Source organism: Actinomadura chokoriensis, from assembly GCF_039529475.1.
Taxonomy (GTDB): domain Bacteria; phylum Actinomycetota; class Actinomycetes; order Streptosporangiales; family Streptosporangiaceae; genus Spirillospora; species Spirillospora bangladeshensis.
The window spans coordinates 1-15,289 of record NZ_BAAAMW010000053.1 but is presented as its reverse complement, the minus strand read 5'-3'; the positions used below and the strand labels follow the sequence as shown (position 1 = coordinate 15,289).

At 73.0% G+C, this 15,289-nt stretch carries 13 protein-coding genes and 1 rRNA gene; 7 read left to right on the top strand and 7 right to left on the bottom strand.

Annotated elements, in window-relative coordinates; genetic code table 11:
• A 5S ribosomal RNA gene (rrf, locus tag ABFX46_RS42770) occupies nucleotides 1-75 on the top strand; the annotation flags it as partial.
• Nucleotides 76-123: 48 nt separating this feature from the next.
• Here rrf and ABFX46_RS42765 read toward each other — a convergent pair.
• Together ABFX46_RS42765 and ABFX46_RS42760 are read right to left on the bottom strand one after the other, a co-directional pair.
• Nucleotides 124-981: a hypothetical protein gene (locus tag ABFX46_RS42765; RefSeq protein WP_346050283.1), complete on the bottom strand. Its 858-nt coding sequence runs from the start codon at nucleotides 979-981 to the stop codon at nucleotides 124-126.
• A gap of 66 nt (nucleotides 982-1,047) precedes the next feature.
• Complete coding sequence (locus tag ABFX46_RS42760) at nucleotides 1,048-1,398, bottom strand: peptidase inhibitor family I36 protein (RefSeq protein WP_163061099.1); 351 nt, start codon at nucleotides 1,396-1,398, stop codon at nucleotides 1,048-1,050.
• Between the two features lie 204 nt (nucleotides 1,399-1,602).
• Between ABFX46_RS42760 and ABFX46_RS42755 the strand changes: the two genes are divergently transcribed.
• Nucleotides 1,603-2,184, top strand: a complete 582-nt coding sequence (locus ABFX46_RS42755; RefSeq protein WP_346050281.1) for a DinB family protein — start codon at nucleotides 1,603-1,605, stop codon at nucleotides 2,182-2,184.
• Nucleotides 2,185-2,311: 127 nt separating this feature from the next.
• On the opposite strand, the gene ABFX46_RS42750 is transcribed toward ABFX46_RS42755, so the two are convergent.
• Nucleotides 2,312-2,920: a TetR/AcrR family transcriptional regulator gene (locus ABFX46_RS42750; protein WP_346050279.1), complete on the bottom strand. Its 609-nt coding sequence runs from the start codon at nucleotides 2,918-2,920 to the stop codon at nucleotides 2,312-2,314.
• 101 nt (nucleotides 2,921-3,021) lie between these two features.
• Here ABFX46_RS42750 and ABFX46_RS42745 point away from each other — a divergent pair, with 101 nt between their 5' ends.
• From ABFX46_RS42745 to ABFX46_RS42725, 5 genes are all read left to right on the top strand, one after another.
• Entirely contained in the window at nucleotides 3,022-4,863 is a 1,842-nt protein-coding gene (locus ABFX46_RS42745) for an acyclic terpene utilization AtuA family protein (RefSeq protein ID WP_346050277.1), read from the top strand.
• Nucleotides 4,860-6,452 carry an acyl-CoA carboxylase subunit beta gene (locus ABFX46_RS42740; RefSeq protein WP_428831382.1) on the top strand — a complete coding sequence of 531 codons (1,593 nt, stop codon included), beginning with the start codon at nucleotides 4,860-4,862 and terminating at the stop codon, nucleotides 6,450-6,452. Before ABFX46_RS42745 ends, ABFX46_RS42740 begins: the two co-directional genes overlap by 4 nt.
• 5 nt (nucleotides 6,453-6,457) lie before the next feature.
• Nucleotides 6,458-8,428 (top strand): ATP-binding protein, encoded by a 1,971-nt coding sequence (locus ABFX46_RS42735; RefSeq protein WP_346050275.1) that lies wholly within the window; start codon nucleotides 6,458-6,460, stop codon nucleotides 8,426-8,428.
• Entirely contained in the window at nucleotides 8,425-9,579 is a 1,155-nt protein-coding gene (locus ABFX46_RS42730; RefSeq protein WP_346050273.1) for an acyl-CoA dehydrogenase family protein, read from the top strand. Before ABFX46_RS42735 ends, ABFX46_RS42730 begins: the two co-directional genes overlap by 4 nt.
• Nucleotides 9,580-9,692: 113 nt before the next feature.
• The gene (locus tag ABFX46_RS42725; RefSeq protein WP_346050271.1) at nucleotides 9,693-9,893 is read left to right on the top strand and encodes a hypothetical protein; all 201 of its coding nucleotides are present in this window, start codon (nucleotides 9,693-9,695) and stop codon (nucleotides 9,891-9,893) included.
• A 106-nt stretch (nucleotides 9,894-9,999) separates the two neighbouring features.
• Here ABFX46_RS42725 and ABFX46_RS42720 read toward each other — a convergent pair whose 3' ends face one another.
• The 4 genes from ABFX46_RS42720 to ABFX46_RS42705 all read right to left on the bottom strand — a co-directional run bounded on the left by ABFX46_RS42720 (nucleotide 10,000) and on the right by ABFX46_RS42705 (nucleotide 14,813).
• Nucleotides 10,000-10,587 carry a P-loop nucleotide/nucleoside kinase family protein gene (locus ABFX46_RS42720; RefSeq protein ID WP_346050269.1) on the bottom strand — a complete coding sequence of 196 codons (588 nt, stop codon included), beginning with the start codon at nucleotides 10,585-10,587 and terminating at the stop codon, nucleotides 10,000-10,002.
• On the bottom strand, nucleotides 10,584-11,636 hold the full coding sequence (locus ABFX46_RS42715; RefSeq protein WP_346050267.1) for an enolase C-terminal domain-like protein: 1,053 nt from the start codon (nucleotides 11,634-11,636) through the stop codon (nucleotides 10,584-10,586). The genes ABFX46_RS42720 and ABFX46_RS42715 overlap by 4 nt, the downstream gene beginning before the upstream one ends.
• Nucleotides 11,637-11,704: 68 nt before the next feature.
• Nucleotides 11,705-13,186 (bottom strand): LCP family protein, encoded by a 1,482-nt coding sequence (locus ABFX46_RS42710; protein WP_346050265.1) that lies wholly within the window; start codon nucleotides 13,184-13,186, stop codon nucleotides 11,705-11,707.
• 190 nt (nucleotides 13,187-13,376) lie between these two features.
• Entirely contained in the window at nucleotides 13,377-14,813 is a 1,437-nt protein-coding gene (locus ABFX46_RS42705; RefSeq protein WP_346050263.1) for a GuaB1 family IMP dehydrogenase-related protein, read from the bottom strand.
• Nucleotides 14,814-15,289: the final 476 nt, after the last annotated feature.

Below are 15,289 nucleotides of genomic sequence, written 5' to 3'. Positions count from 1 at the left end.
AACCCGGAAGTTAAGCCCTTCAGCGCCGATGGTACTGCATGGGAGACTGTGTGGGAGAGTAGGACGCCGCCGGACATATAGTGCAGGAAGGGCCCCGCCGACACGGCGGGGCCCTTTCTCATTTCATCGCGAAGTCTCCAGTGCCTTTTTCGCATTGTTCAGCCGGACGGCGAGAGTGGCGCGCTCGCGGTCGAGTTCGGTCTTGTGGCGTGCGATGAGGCGCCTCTGGTAAACGTTCTCGACGCTCGCCCAGACGTCGATGAGATGCGCCTGGTGCTTGCATCGAACGTCAGCGACGGCGGTTGCGGTCTCAGTCGGGCTCACACGATGGTCGGGGCCGTCGATGAAGCGCCGGTCGCGGTTGGCGTCCCTCGGCGTCGCGTAGGAGTGGCCAGCGCGCTTCATGCAGCTGCTCCAGCGTCCGAAGGCGGCTCGTACGCGGTGGTCTTTCGCCGACGTTTCGAGTGTGCTGAAGGCCAGGCGGTCCGCGAGGGCCCCGGCCGGCGGGGCCCCTGTGCTCAGCGTCCGGTCGGCTTCGCCGACGCAACCGCCCTCGGGCAGGTCGCGGCCGCGGATCTTTGCGGGCCCGTCGCCCCAGGCGGCCTTTCTCGCCTGCGGGGGCAGATCCGGCCGAGGAGGTCGTCTGGTGATCTCCGGGGTGCTGTAGCCGAGCTTGCTTGCTCGTGCCTCGTCCGCGAGACCGTAGCGGCGTGCGTTCTGCGAGAACGGCGGAGCCGCCGGATCGCCGAGGTCGACCGCTATGCCGAATCGTCGCAGGCACGCGGTCACGAGCGCCTTCTCGGCACGCTGAATGAGTCTTCGCTGGGCGGGGCTCGTCCGGTACGCGTCGAGCGGGAGAACGAGGGCGTCGACGTCACGGACGTGCTCGACGCGGACGGGGAGGTCGTCCGGCCGCTGGGGTGCGCACCCCGCGACGACGAGGGGGACGAGTAGCGCGGCGGTCACCCGTGCGTAGTTCACCGTGGCCTCTCTTGCTCCGGCGGGTCCGGGCGGCGCGGGGTTCCACGCCCGGACCCTCTCATCGGGTCAGGCCGCGTCGAACGAACCGAGGTGGTCGTTGATACCGGGGTTCAGGTTCCCGTCGGTCTCGTCCTCGAGTTCCTGCGATTGGCCGGTGAAGTTGGGCTCGCTGTAGACGACCTCGTTCCAGACGGTGTTCAGGTTCCGCCAGGAGCTGGCCGTCTGCTGGACGTTGTGGCCGTTGGGGAAGCGCTGGCCGCCGAAGTCCTGGACGTTGTTGTCGTAGCAGCGGCTCGAACCCTGCTGGCCGGGGTCCTCCCAGAAGCAGCTCGTCGCCTGGGCGGGCGGTGCCGCCGTGAGCCAGGCCGCGGTGCTGACCGCGACGGCGGCCAGCACCCGCCATGTTCGTCTTGCCATGCCGTGAGTCTCCCCTCACGCGAGGCACCGAGATGGCGCCTCTCTGTAGTTGGACGAGCACACATTGTCATGTCGGGAGGGTCTGGGGAAGCCGCGCAGAGGCTCGTCTGTCCTCCACGGCAGGCGTTCCTGCCGGTGGCGGGGGGTGTGCGACCCGCCCGTGAGAGTGAGAGGGGCTCACGACGTGTGTCTATGCTGGCCGGCATGGAGATCGACTGGACCGAACAGCTCGTCGGCCAGCTCGACTGGCACTGGCAGAACCAGCTGAGACCGCGCCTGGACGGGCTCACCGACGACGAGTACTTTTGGGAACCGGCCCCGGGCGCGTGGAGCGTCCGCCCGCGCGGTGAGGCGACGAGCCCGATGGCCGCCGGAGCGGGGGAGTACGTCATCGACTTCGCGTATCCGGAGCCCGTGCCGGCCCCGGTGACTACGATCGCCTGGCGGCTCGGCCACATCATCGTCGGCGTGTTGGGCATGCGCGTCGCGGGCCATTTCGGCGGGCCCCCCGTCGACTACCAGAGCTTCCGGTACGCGGCCTCCGCCGATGAGGCGCTCGCGCAGCTCGACGCCGGTTACGCGGCGTGGACGGCCGGTGTCCGGAGTCTTGGCCTGGACGACCTGGCGCGTCCCAGTGGGCCTGCCGAGGCGCCCTACGAGGATCTGCCCCTCGCCGCGCTCGTCCTCCATATCACCCGGGAGGTCGTCCACCATGGGGCCGAGATCGCGCTGCTCCGCGACCTGTATCCGCACCGGGGCCCGGCGGTCCCGACACGGCCGTCCTGAATGCCGATGGCCCATCGTCGCCCATGCCGCCGCCGTCCCCCCGCCTCGCGGAGATCGCGTCGTCTTCATCGACGGAGGCGCCCTCCGCGGGAGATCGTCCTCTGAACCGGACGCCGCCCGGCGGGGGTCAGCGGCCGAGGGCCGTGTCGAGGGTGGCGGCCCACTGGTCCAGCAGGCGGGTGCGGCGGGCCGAGTCGTCGGTGAGCAGGTCGGCGAGGCCGAGGCCGCGGACCAGGTCGAGGGTCGCCTGGACGGTCTCCCGCACGCCGGGCACGCCCTCGTCCGCGCCGAGGGCCTCGACGGTGAGGCGGTGCGCCTCCCGGCCCACGCGGGCTTCGAGGGGGACCACCTGCGCGCGGAGCTGCTCGTCGGAGCTGGCCGCGACCCACAGCTGCAGCGCGGCGCGGAACAGCGGGCTCGTGTACATCTCGCCGAGCAGGGTCACGACGTCCGAGGTGGACGGGCGGTGGTCGGCGAGGGCGTCCAGGCGTTCGCGCATCTGCGCCATCCGCACCTCGGAGCCGTAGTCGACCGCCGCCGTCACCAGCTCCTCGCGCGTCCGGAAATGGTGCTGGGCGGCGCCCCGGGACACGCCCGCGCGCTCGGCGACCACGGCGACGGTCGTCCCCGCCCAGCCGACGGAGGCGAGGCAGTCGATGGCGGCCTCCAGGAGGCGCCGGCGGGTGGCGCGGCTGCGGTCCTGCTGCGGTTCGCGGGGGAGTGCCTGGGCGGTCATGGGTTCCTTGGCTCGGCGGATGCTCCAGTCAACCAAATGGCCCCGGCAAAAAACAATCATGCACGATTGATTTTTTCTGGGCGGGCTGGCAGTGTTCAGCCATGAGCCAACCGCTGCGGGTCGGGAACGCCTCGGGCTTCTACGGCGACCGCTTCTCCGCGGTGCGGGAGATGCTGGAGGGCGGGGCGCTGGACGTCCTCACCGGCGACTACCTCGCCGAGCTGACCATGCTGATCCTCGGGCGCGGCAGGATGAAGGACCCGGACGCCGGGTACGCCGCGACGTTCCTGCGGCAGATGGAGGAGTCCCTCGGGCTCGCGGTGGAGCGCCGAACCGCGATCGTCGCCAATGCCGGCGGGCTCAACCCCCGCGGGCTCGCGGACCGGCTGCGCGAGCTGGCCGCGCGGCTCGGGATCGACGCGCGGATCGCCCATGTGGAGGGCGATGACCTGCTGGCGCGGGCCGACGACCTCGGCCTCGCGGACTCCCGCCATGGAGCGCCGCTCACCGCCAACGCCTACCTGGGCGCCTGGGGGATCGCCGAGTGCCTGCGGGCCGGCGCCGACGTGGTGGTGACCGGGCGGGTCACCGACGCCTCGCTGGTGGTCGGACCCGCCGCCGCGCACTTCGGGTGGGCGCGCGACGACTGGAACGCGCTGGCGGGCGCGACTGCGGCCGGGCACGTCCTGGAGTGCGGGACGCAGGCCACGGGCGGCAACTACGCCTTCTTTGAAGAGATCTACAACGTAAAGGCACCGGGCTTTCCGATCGCGGAGCTCCACCGCGACGGCTCCAGCGTCATCACCAAGCACGACGGGACGGGCGGAGCCGTCACCACCGAGACCATCACGGCCCAGCTGCTGTACGAGATCGGCGGGCCGTCCTATGCCGGGCCGGACGTCATGACACGGTTCGACACGATCGAGCTGGCGCAGGACGGGCCCGACCGGGTGCGGATCAGCGGGGTGCGCGGCGCGCCGCCGCCGCCCACGACCAAGGTGTGCCTGAACCATCTCGGCGGGCACCGGAACGAGATGACGTTCGTCCTCACGGGGCTGGGCATCGAGGCCAAGGCGGAGTCGGTCAAGGCCCACATGGCGGCCGCGTTCGGCGACCCCCCGCCCGCCCGCGTGGAGTGGACGCTCATCGGTACCCCTGAGCCGGACCCGGCCACGCAGGGGGAGGCGACCGTGCTGCTCCGCTGTGCCGTCCTCGACCCTGACCCGGGCAAGGTCGGCCGTGCGTTCAGCAACGCGGCGGTGGAGCTGGCCCTCGCCGGCTATCCGGGCTTCACGATGACGTCCCCGCCGGGCAAGGGCAGCCCGTACGGGGTCTACACGCCGGCGTACGTCCCCAACGAGGTGGTCGAGCACCTCGCCGTCATGCCGGACGGCACCCGAGTACCGATCCCCCCGGCACCGATCACAGAGGCGGGCGAGCAGGAACGCGCCGGCCAGTCACCGCTTGCCCAGTCACCGCTTGCCCAGTCACCGCTTGCCCAGTCCCCGCCCGCCCAGGGGGGCCACCCCACTTCCAGTGTCCAACACGCAGGTCACACGGCCGAGCCCACTCTGCACACTGTGGATAACCCGCACCCCGACGCCCAGGGCCCGGTGGCGCGGGTGCCTCTCGGACGTGTGGCCGGGGCCCGGAGCGGAGACAAGGGCGGGGACGCCAACATCGGCGTCTGGGCCCGGACCGACGCTCAATGGCGCTGGCTCGAACCCTTCCTCACCGTGGAGAGGCTCGGAGAGCTGCTGCCCGAGACCCGCGAGCACACCGTCCACCGGTACGTCCTGCCCAACCTCCGCGCGGTCAACTTCGTCGTCGAAGGGCTGCTGCAGGAGGGCGTTTCCGCCTCGACGCGGTTCGACCCGCAGGGCAAGGCCCTCGGGGAGTGGCTGCGGTCCCGCCTCGTCGACATCCCGGAGGGAGTCCTTTGACCCTCAAGAGCACGCTGGACACGCGGAGCCCCGAATACCGGGAGCGCCGCGCGGCCATGCTGGAGAAGCTGGCGGCGCTGGACGCCGAGCACGCCAAGGCGCTGGAGGGCGGCGGTGAGAAGTACGTCGCCCGGCACCGCAGGCGCGGGAAGCTGCTGGCGCGCGAGCGCATCGAGCTGCTCCTCGACCCCGATTCGCCGTTCCTGGAGCTGAGCCCCCTCGCCGCGTGGGGCAGCGACTTCCCCGTCGGCGCGAGCGTCGTCACCGGGATCGGGGTCGTCGAGGGCGTCGAGTGCGTGATCGTGGCGAACGACCCGACGGTGCGGGGCGGGTCCAGCAACCCGTGGACGGTGAAGAAGAGCTTCCGGGCGTCCGACATCGCCCTCGAGAACCGGCTCCCGGTCATCAACCTGGTCGAGTCGGGCGGCGCGGACCTGCCGACGCAGAAGGAGATCTTCATCCCGGGCGGGCGGATGTTCCGCGACCTCACCCGGCTGTCGGCGGCGGGCATCCCGACGATCGCGCTGGTCTTCGGGAACTCCACGGCCGGCGGCGCGTACATCCCGGGCATGTGCGACCACGTCGTCATGGTCAAGGAGCGCGCGAAGGTGTTCCTCGGCGGGCCGCCGCTCGTGAAGATGGCGACGGGGGAGGAGGCCGACGACGAGGAGCTCGGGGGCGCGGAGATGCACGCGCGCACCTCCGGCCTCGCCGACTACATGGCCGCGGACGAGGCGGACGCGCTCCGGCTCGGCCGCCAGATCGTCAAGAACCTCAACCACCGCAAGCTCGGGCCCCGGCCCGGCCCGGTCGAGGAGCCGCGCTACGACGCGGAGGAACTCGCCGGGATCGTCCCCGAGGACCTGAAGATCCCGTTCGACCCGCGCGAGGTCATCGCCAGGGTCGCGGACGGCTCCCGGTTCGACGAGTTCAAACCGCTCTACGGGACGAGCCTCGTCACCGGCTGGACGCGCGTCCACGGCTACCCGGTCGGGGTCCTCGCCAACGCGCAGGGCGTCCTGTTCGGGGACGAGGCGCAGAAGGCGGCGCAGTTCATCCAGCTCGCCAACCAGAGCGACACCCCGCTGCTGTTCCTGCACAACACCACCGGCTACATGGTCGGCAGGGAGTACGAGCAGGCCGGGATCATCAAGCACGGCGCCCTGATGATCAACGCGGTGGCGAACAGCAGGGTCCCGCACATCACGATCGTGATGGGCGCCTCCTACGGGGCGGGGAACTACGGCATGTGCGGCCGGGCCTACGACCCCCGGTTCCTGTTCGCCTGGCCGTCCGCGAAGTCGGCGGTGATGGGGCCGCAGCAGCTCGCCGGCGTCCTGTCGATCGTCGCGCGGCAGGCCGCGGAGGCGCGCGGCCAGGCCTACGACGAGGACCAGGACCGCGCCATGCGGGAGATGGTCGAGGCCCAGATCGAGGCCGAGTCGCTGCCGTTCTTCCTGTCGGGGCGGCTCTACGACGACGGCGTGATCGACCCCCGCGACACCCGCACCGTCCTCGGCCTGTGCCTGTCCGCCGTCCACAACGCGCCCGTGCGCGGAGCCGACGGCTTCGGCGTCTTCCGGATGTGAGGCCAATGATCAACAGAGTGCTGGTCGCCAACCGCGGCGAGATCGCCCGCCGCGTCCTGCGGGCCTGCCGGGACCTCGGCATCGGGACCGTCGCCGTCTTCTCCGACCCCGACGCGGGCGCGCCGCACGTCCGGGAGGCCGACACCGCCGGGCGGCTGCCCGGCGCCGCGCCCGCCGAGACGTACCTGTCGGCGGAGCGGCTCCTCGCGGTCGCGAAGGACGCCGGGGCGGACGCCGTCCACCCCGGCTACGGGTTCCTGTCGGAGAACGCCGGCTTCGCGCGGGCCGTCGCCGACGCGGGCCTCACCTGGATCGGCCCGCCGCCGGACGCGATCGCCGCGATGGGCTCCAAGATCGAGGCCAAGAAGCTGATGGCCGCCGCGGGCGTCCCCGTGCTGCCCGAACTGGACCCGGACCGGGTGACGGCCGCCGACTTCCCGCTGCTGGTCAAGGCGTCCGCGGGCGGCGGCGGGCGCGGCATGCGCATCGTCCGGGCGCCGGACGAACTGGCGGACGCCGTGGCGGGCGCGCGCCGCGAGGCCGAGTCGGCGTTCGGCGACCCGGCCGTGTTCTGCGAGCCGCTGCTGGAGAACGCCCGGCACATCGAGGTGCAGGTCCTCGCCGACGCGCACGGCACCGTGTGGACGCTCGGCGAGCGCGAATGCTCGATCCAGCGCCGGCACCAGAAGATCGTCGAGGAGGCGCCGTCGCCGGCGGTGACGCCCGCGCTGCGCGCCGAGCTGTGCGAGGCGGCCGCGAACGCCGCCCGCGCCATCGGCTACACCGGCGCCGGGACGGTCGAGTTCATGCTCGCGCGGGACGGCCGCTTCTTCTTCCTGGAGGTCAACACCCGCCTCCAGGTCGAGCACCCGGTCACCGAATGCGTGTACGGGGTGGACCTCGTCCGGCTGCAGATCGAGGTCGCCGAGGGCGCCCGCCTGGCCGAGGCGCCGCCCGAGCCGCGCGGCCACGCCATCGAGGTCCGCCTGTACGCCGAGGACCCGGCGCACGACTGGCGGCCCGCCAGCGGCACCCTGCACACGTTCGAGGTGCCGGGCGCGGACGCCGAGTTCGCCGTCCCCGCGGCGTACGGGCTGCGGCTCGACAGCGGCGTGGAGAGCGGCGCCGAGGTCGGCGTCCACTACGACCCGATGCTCGCGAAGGTGATCGCGTGGGCGCCGACCCGCGCCGCCGCCGCCCGCAGGCTCGCCGCCGGGCTGCGCGGCGCCCGCGTCCACGGCCTCACCACGAACCGCGACCTGCTCGTCCGGATCCTGGAGGAACCGGGCTTCCTGGCCGGCGACACCGACACCGGCTACCTCGACCGCGTCGGCCTCGCCGACCTGGCCGCGCCGCTGGCGGACGAAGCGGCCGTGACGGTGTCCGCGCTGGCCGCCGCGCTCGCCCGGGCCGCCGCGAACCGGGCCTCGGCCGGCGTGCTGGGCGGGCTGCCGTCCGGATGGCGCAACGTCCGGTCCCAGCCGCAGCGCAGGACGTTCGAGGGCCCGTACGGGACCGTCGACGTCGACTACGACCTCCGCCGGGACGGCCTGGCGTCCGAGCTGTGCCCCGGCACGTCCCTGGTCGGCGCCGCGCCCGACCGGGTCGTCCTCGACGTCGGCGGCCTCCGCGAGACCTTCGCGGTGGCCGAGGCCGGGGACGAGGTCCACGTCGACTCCCGCCTCGGCCCGGTCGCGCTGCGCGCCGTCCCGCGCTTCGCCGACCCGAGCGGCCAGATCGCCCCGGGCTCGCTCCTCGCCCCCATGCCCGGGACGGTCGTCCGCGTCGAGACCGAAGCGGGCGCCGGCGTCGCCGAGGGGCAGACCCTCGTCGTCCTGGAGGCCATGAAGATGGAGCACCGCATCGCCGCCCCCTCCGCCGGGACGGTCGCGGAACTGAACGTCGCCGCCGGGCAGCAGGTCGAGTCCGGCGCCGTCCTCGCCGTCATCGAGCAAAGGAACGAGACCCCCGAATGAGCTTCGTCGAGAGCGAGGAGCGGCAGGCGCTGCGCGCGGCCGTCGCCGAACTGGGCGCCGGGTACGGTGCGTCCTACTACGTGGAGAAGGCCAAGTCCGGGCAGAAGACCGACGAGCTGTGGGCCGAGGCCGGGCGGCTCGGCTACCTCGGCGTCAACGTGCCGGAGGAGTACGGCGGCGGAGGAGGCGGCATCGGCGACCTCGCCGCCGTGTGCGAGGAGCTGGCCGCCGCGGGCTGCCCGCTGCTGCTGATGGTCGTCTCCCCGGCGATCTGCGCGACGATCATCGCCCGGTCCGGCACCGAGGACCAGAAGAAGCACTGGCTGCCGCGCTTCGCCGACGGCTCGGTGAAGATGGCGTTCGCGATCACCGAGCCCGACGCCGGCTCCAACTCGCACCGCATCACCACGACCGCGCGGCGCGACGGTGACGGCTGGGTGCTCAACGGGCAGAAGACGTTCATCTCGGGTGTGGACGAGTCGGACGCCGTCCTGTTCGTCTCCCGCAGCCAGGACCAGAAGGGCAACCTGCGCCCGTCGCTGTTCATCGTCCCGACGGACACGCCCGGCTTCACCTACACCCCCATCGACATGGAGATCGTGTCGCCGGAGAAGCAGTTCATCTGCCACCTCGACGACGTCCGGCTCCCGTACGACGCGCTCGTCGGCGACGAGGACGGCGGCCTGCTCCAGCTGTTCGCCGGCCTGAACCCCGAGCGCATCATGGCGTCCGCGATGGGCGCCGGCATCGGCCGCCTCGCCCTCGGCAAGGCGATCGGCTACGCCAGGGACCGGCAGGTGTTCACGACGCCGATCGGCGCCCACCAGGGACTCGCCCACCCGCTCGCCGCCGCGAAGATCGAACTGGAGCTGGCGCGGCTGATGGGGCAGAAGGCCGCCTGGCTCTACGACGAGGGCGACGACATGGGCGCGGGCGAGGCCGCGAACATGGCCAAGTACGCGACCGCCGAGGCCGCGATCCACTGCGTCGACCAGGCCATCCAGACCCACGGCGGCAACGGCCTCACCACCGAGTACGGCGTCGGGATGCTCGCCGGCGTCGTCCGGCTGATGCGCATCGCCCCGGTCAGCCGCGAGATGATCCTCAACTTCGTCGCGCAGCACTCCCTGGGGCTCCCCAAGTCGTACTGATCCAAAGATCACCCCATCGCTTGCCTTACCTGGAGTGGGGATCTAGTTACTCTCTGTAGTAGCTAGGGCAGGATCGCCGAGGAAGCATTCGGAGAAGGCGAAAGGAACGATCCATGCGCAGGCTTCTCTCGGTCCTGGCCCTGGCGGCCGGTACGACGCTCGCCGGGTTCTTCGGCATGGCGGCCGCGGCGTCGGCGGCGCCCGCCGCGCCCGCGGTCCAGGCGTCCGCCGTGCAGCACTGCGACTGCGGCTGCTGCGGTCACCACCACGACCACGACGAGAACGTCAACACCAATATCAACATCAACGCCTGATCGCGCCGGCCGCCGCCGTGCGGCCCGGCCCGCCGGCGGGGGTCCCCACGACCTCCGCCGGCAGGCACCGTGAGGGCGGCCGTGCCGCTGCCACCGCCCGGGGGCGTCAGGCGGGCGGGGCGAGCAGGGCGTCCAGCTGGGCTTCGAGCGGCACCGGCGCGGTCAGGCGGTTGTCGACGGCGAGGTGCGGCACCGGGGGAGGCTCGTCCGGGCGCATCCGCGCCGCGAACGCCGCGAAGGCGGCCAGTTTGGCGGTGTCGCGCGGCGACCCGCGACCCTCCAGACGATTACGGAGCGTCACCGCGTCCGACCGGATCCAGACGAGCCGGACGGGCGGCCCGCCCAGCTCCGCGGCCCACTCCGCCCAGCGCGCCGCGTCCCGGATCTGCCCGGTGAACGGCCCGCTCAGCAGCACCGGGCAGCCGTGCGACCGGATCTCCCGCGCCGTCGCGGTCATCCCCGCGTACTCGTGCCGCTTGACGTGCTCGTCGTACCAGGGGCCCTCGCGCTCGCCCGGGTCGCGGCCGGACGCCGCCAGCGCCGCCGCCACGAACGGCCCGTACACCGTGTCCTTGTCCAGCAGCGCCGGCACCGGGCGCAGCCGCCGCAGCAGCAGGTCCGCCACGGTCGTCTTGCCGCTGCCCGGCGGGCCCGCCACCACCCACACCGGTGCCGGGACGACCTCCGCGCTCACGTCGCCAGGCGCATGCGCCGCGTCGCGAGCCGCTCGATGCGCGCCTCGTCGATCTCGTGGCCGAGGCCCGGCTGGGTGAGCGGCACGCCGACGACGCCGCCGGACGAGCGGACCGGCGGCGTCACGAACACCGGGCCGCCCGCCGGGTCCGACACGTCGCTCGGCAGCGTGCAGCCGGGCAGCGCCGCGAGCGCGACCGCGGCGGCCTGCCCGATCCCGAACGCGCCGGTCCCGCTGCACCACACGTCCCAGCCCGCCGCGTACGCCAGGTCGTGGGCGCTGCGCGCCGCGGTCAGCCCGCCGAGCCGGTCCAGCCGCAGGTGCAGGGCGCGGCCCGCGTCCAGCGACAGCGCCGCGTCCAGGGCCTCCAGGTCACCGGCGGCCGGTGCGACGGCGGTGCCCACCCGCAACTGGAGCCGGGCGTGCGCGGCGAGGTCGCCCGCCGGGAAGGGGCGCTCCAGCGCCGCCAGGCCGTAGGCGTCCAGCGCCTCCAGCGCGGCCAGGTGGTCGGGCGACTCGGTGTAGCCGTGCCCCGCGTCCGCGACGAGCGCCAGCGCCGGATACGCCTGCCTGATCGCCCGGACCGGCTCGACGTCCCAGCCGGGGCGTATGTCCAGCGTGACGCGGGTGTGGCCCGCTCCGACGGCCTTGTTGACGCGGGCCGTGATCGTGTCCAGCGCCGGCTCCGGGGAGATCCGCGCGCCCGTCACGATGGACGTGCGGGTGCCGCCGAGCGCGTGCGCGAGCGGCAGGCCCCGCGTCCGGCACCACAGGTCCCAGCAGGCGGTGTCGACGGCCGCGGCGGCCTCGCTGGCGCCGAGGTCGGCGGCGGCGGACACGTCCTCGGGCCGGTCCCAGTCGAGGCCGATGAGGGCGGGGCCCATCCGCTGCTCGATGTCCGCCCAGGCCGAGCCCGACGCCCCCGCGGCGACGGGCATCTCGCCCCAGCCGACCGCGTCGCCGCCGTCGAGCCGCACGAGCACGCTCTCCGGCCGCCGCCCGCGCGGCATCGCCACCTGGAAGGCGTCGCAGCCCTGGATCAGAGGCACCCCTCACCCGCCCTTCCGCAGAGGTCGTCTCCCTCTATGATCCACCCGGACCGGCCGCGCGCCGGCCATCACGGGCAGGTGGCCTCCAGGGACACCGGCTTGCTGTCGGGCTTCGGCGGCTCCGACCCGTCCGGGGACGGGCCGTCCGGCGTGCTCGGGGACGCGCTCGGCGAACCGCTCTGGCCGCCGCTCGGCGGCGCGCTCACCGCGTGCGGGTCGCTGTTGACCGCGTCGGACGCCAGCTTGCGGATCAGCTTGAAGTCGGGGTTGCCCGAGTAGATCAGCGGCGGCACGAACTGCAGGCTGCGGATCTCCGCGCCGTCCTTGACCTTGTTCGACAGCTTCACCAGCGCGGGCAGCAGCTCCTGCGGGATGTCGGTGGCCAGCGTCCGCTTCGCGGCGGCGGCGAGCTTGTCGAAGCTCGTGAGGACGGTCTGCGGGTCGGCCTGCTCGGCGATCGCGCGCATCAGGCACTTCTGCCGTCCCATCCGGACGTAGTCGCTGCTGTTGGTGCGCGAGCGCCCGTACCAGAGGGCCTCCTTGCCGTCCAGCGTGCGGTAGCCCGGCTGCAGGACGGCGCCCTGCAGCCCGTAGGGGATCGGCTCGGTCACCTTGATCTTGACGCCGCCCATGGCGTCGACGATGTCGGCGAACCCGAACATGTCGACGAGGATGTAGTAGTCGACGCGCAGCCCGAGGATGCCGGCGATGGTGGCCTTCAGCAGCTCGGGGCCGCGGTGGTTCTTCGGGACGCCCGGCACCACGTCCGGGTGCTGCTCGGCGTACTCGTACACCTCGTTCAGCAGGCCGGGGTTCAGCGGGCCGTCGCCGGTGAAGCCGTAGGGGAACCGGTCGCGGGCCGGGCCGGGCGGCATCGGGAAGTGCTCCAGGTTGCGCGGCAGGCTCAGCAGCACCGTGTCGCCGGTCTCGGTGTCCACGCTGGCGAGCGTCATGCTGTCGGTGCGCACCCCGGTGCGGTCGGCGGCCGAGTCGCCGCCGAGGAGCAGGATGTTGACGCGGGCCTGCCCGTTGAACGGGTCCTCGGTGTCGACCTGCCTGCCGTTCTCGCTGCCGGTGCGGAAGATGCTCGTCAGCGCGTCGCGGTAGACGTAGGTGCTGTGCGCCGACCACGCCACCGGGACCCCGACGGCGAAGCACATCACCGCGACGGCCGCGGCGCCGAGCGCCCTCGCGCTGATCGGCATCCGCAGCGGCCGCAGGATCTGGTACGAGCGGATCACGACGAGGACCCACACCACGCCGAGCGCGACCAGCCCCGCGGACAGGCGCTGCAGCACGTCCGGCTGGACGGCGAGGTGCAGCAGGTCGGAGCGGTACACGGTGGCGGCCGCGGCGACGGCGGCGGCGACCGCGACGTACAGGGCGAGCAGCAGGGAGCCGGCGATCCGGCGGCCGGTGACGAAGTGGGCGACGCCCCAGACGAGTGCGGACGCGAGGGTCAGCGCGAGCGCGCGCGGAAGACCCCGCGCGCCTCCGGAAGAACCGTCTCCGTCCCTCTCCCGCGCATGTCGACTCGACGACCGACCCATGTACGCTCCGATTCCCACCCACGGTGATTTAAGCCCCGGCTCACATGATGGACGCGCGGAACCGGGCAAAGGTTGCGTGGGAGTCGACCGCATGCGAGCGGGTGTTGCCTCTGGGACAACTGATGATCAGGATAGGGAATCGGACCCCGTTTTGGGGAGCCCGGCGCCGATCCGCGCCGGGCCCGCGGCGTCACCAGCTCGTGGACAGCGGCATTCCCTCGGCGTATCCGGACGGGTTCTGGATCCCGACCGTCGCCCGCTCGTGGAACTCCTCCAGCGTGCGCGCGCCCGCGTAGGTGCACGAGCTGCGCAGCCCCGCCACGATCTGGTCGATCAGGTCCTCCACGCCGGGCCGCCGGGGGTCCAGGAACATGCGGGACGTGGAGATGCCCTCCTCGAACAGCGCCTTGCGCGCCCGGTCGAACGGGGAGTCCTCGGCGGTGCGCAGCCGCACGGCCCGCGCCGACGCCATCCCGAAGCTCTCCTTGTACAGCCGCCCGTCGGCGGCGCGCTGCAGGTCGCCCGGCGACTCGTAGGTGCCGGCGAACCAGGACCCGACCATCACGTTCGCCGCGCCCGCGGCGAGCGCGAGGGCCACGTCGCGGGGGTGCCGGACGCCGCCGTCCGCCCACACGTGCCGGCCGAGCCGGCGCGCCTCGGCGGCGCACTCCAGGACGGCGGAGAACTGCGGGCGCCCCACCCCGGTCATCATCCGGGTCGTGCACATCGCGCCGGGGCCCACGCCGACCTTGACGATGTCGGCGCCCGCCTCGATCAGGTCGCGGGTGCCCTCGGCGGTCACCACGTTCCCCGCCACGATCGGGACGGCGGGGTCCAGGCCGCGGACGGCGGCGAGCGCGCTCATCATCTTGTCCTGGTGGCCGTGCGCGGTGTCCACGACGATCAGGTCGGCGCCCGCCTCCAGCAGCGCCTTGGCCTTCCCCGCGACGTCGCCGTTCACGCCGACCGCCGCGGCGATCCGCAGCCGCCCGGCCGCGTCGACGGCGGGCTGGTAGAGGGTGGCGCGCAGCGCGCCGGTGCGGGTCAGCACGCCCGCGAGGCGGCCGGAGGCGTCCACGACGGGCGCGAGCCGGTGCCCGCGCTCGTGCAGCCGGTCGAACGCCTCGCGCGGGTCCACGCCGGCCGGGACCGTCACGAGGTCGCGGGACATGATGTCGCGGAGCTGGGCGAACCGGTCGACGCCCTGGCAGTCGGCCTCGGTGACCACGCCCACCGGCCGGTCGTCCTCGACGACGATCACGGCGTTGTGCGCCCGCTTCGGCAGCAGCGCGAGGGCGTCCCCGGCGGTGCTGCCCGGGTCCAGCCGGATCGGGGTGTCCACGACCAGGTCGCGGCCCTTCACCCAGCCGATGACCTCGGCCACCACCTCGGCCGGGATGTCCTGCGGGAGCACCGCGACCGCGCCGCGCCGGGCGACGGTCTCGGCCATCCGGCGGCCGGACACGGCCGTCATGTTCGCGACCACCAGCGGGATCGTCGTCCCGCTGCCGTCGGAGGTCGACAGGTCGACGTCCAGGCGCGACCCGACCGGGGAGCGGCGGGGGACCATGAAGACGTCGTTGTAGGTGAGGTCGTGAGCGGAACGCTCACCGTTCAGCAGGTGCACGGCTGTACTACACACCAATCGCGGATCTGAGTGGCTGGGCCACCGTACATTGTCGGCCATACCCGGGGATGGTGCGGCCACGCTGGCGGCGGAGGCGGCCCGCGGGCCCCTGCCCAGGGGTGATGACCCTGTGCCCCGGCGGCGCGACCGGCCGTTCCGCCGCGATGTTCCGGCCTTCTTCCAGGCATAACGAAAATGAATCGGCGCACCCGGTCGAAAACGGTGCAACGTGGGGCTTGGCTCTCTGTAAAGTTACCTCTTGACGTAACTGCGCCCACGATGCACTTTTTTTACATGTGTCTCACGCGGACGGCGGACCCGCCGTAAGGGGCGTGACAGCAGAAACACCGGGAGAAGCGCATGCAGCCCACGCACGTGAGCCCGGTCGGCCGTGCCCGCCGTCCCCGCCGCGCGCCCTCCCGGCCGCGCGGCGCGCGCGCCGCCCGCGGGTCCGGCGCGCTCCGGCGCGGGCGCCG

What these genes read in the sequence shown, in the direction of transcription:
- ABFX46_RS42760 (WP_163061099.1), bottom strand. Translation starts at nt 1,398, where the DNA reads ATGGCAAGACGAACATGGCGGGTGCTGGCCGCCGTCGCGGTCAGCACC.
- ABFX46_RS42755 (WP_346050281.1), top strand. Translation starts at nt 1,603, where the DNA reads ATGGAGATCGACTGGACCGAACAGCTCGTCGGCCAGCTCGACTGGCAC.
- ABFX46_RS42750 (WP_346050279.1), bottom strand. Translation starts at nt 2,920, where the DNA reads ATGACCGCCCAGGCACTCCCCCGCGAACCGCAGCAGGACCGCAGCCGC.
- ABFX46_RS42745 (WP_346050277.1), top strand. Translation starts at nt 3,022, where the DNA reads ATGAGCCAACCGCTGCGGGTCGGGAACGCCTCGGGCTTCTACGGCGAC.
- ABFX46_RS42735 (WP_346050275.1), top strand. Translation starts at nt 6,458, where the DNA reads ATGATCAACAGAGTGCTGGTCGCCAACCGCGGCGAGATCGCCCGCCGC.
- ABFX46_RS42730 (WP_346050273.1), top strand. Translation starts at nt 8,425, where the DNA reads ATGAGCTTCGTCGAGAGCGAGGAGCGGCAGGCGCTGCGCGCGGCCGTC.
- ABFX46_RS42725 (WP_346050271.1), top strand. Translation starts at nt 9,693, where the DNA reads ATGCGCAGGCTTCTCTCGGTCCTGGCCCTGGCGGCCGGTACGACGCTC.
- ABFX46_RS42710 (WP_346050265.1), bottom strand. Translation starts at nt 13,186, where the DNA reads ATGGGTCGGTCGTCGAGTCGACATGCGCGGGAGAGGGACGGAGACGGT.